The sequence below is a fragment of the Natrialba sp. PRR66 genome (assembly GCF_034808065.1).
GTDB lineage: Archaea > Halobacteriota > Halobacteria > Halobacteriales > Natrialbaceae > Natrialba > Natrialba aegyptia.
The window spans coordinates 1-272 of sequence record NZ_JAXHGN010000101.1; the positions used below are offsets into that span (position 1 = coordinate 1).

Annotated in this window: 1 pseudogene; it reads right to left on the reverse strand. The window is 69.5% G+C overall.

Going from position 1 to position 272, the window contains the following annotated elements:
• Nucleotides 1-272: pseudogene (locus tag SM755_RS23640) on the reverse strand (glycine cleavage system protein T); the annotation flags it as partial.

The window sequence follows — 272 nt, forward strand, 5'->3', positions numbered from 1 at the left end:
CGGAACGCCGCGTTCTGTGAGTTCGAAGCCGACGAACGCTTCGTCGACGCCGTCGGTCTTCGCGCGTTCGAGCGCGTCCCGGCCGACGAACTCGGTGTCTAACTTGACGGTGAAGCCAGCGCCCGCTTCGTACGGGTTCCGCCGGTTCTCCTCCCGGTCGAAGTCCTGCCCCGAGAGGAGGAACCCGGCCTCGATGCGGAGCGTGTCGCGCGCGCCGAGGCCGCAGGGCTGACAGTCGAACGCCGCCCACACCGTCTCGGCGGACTCCTGCG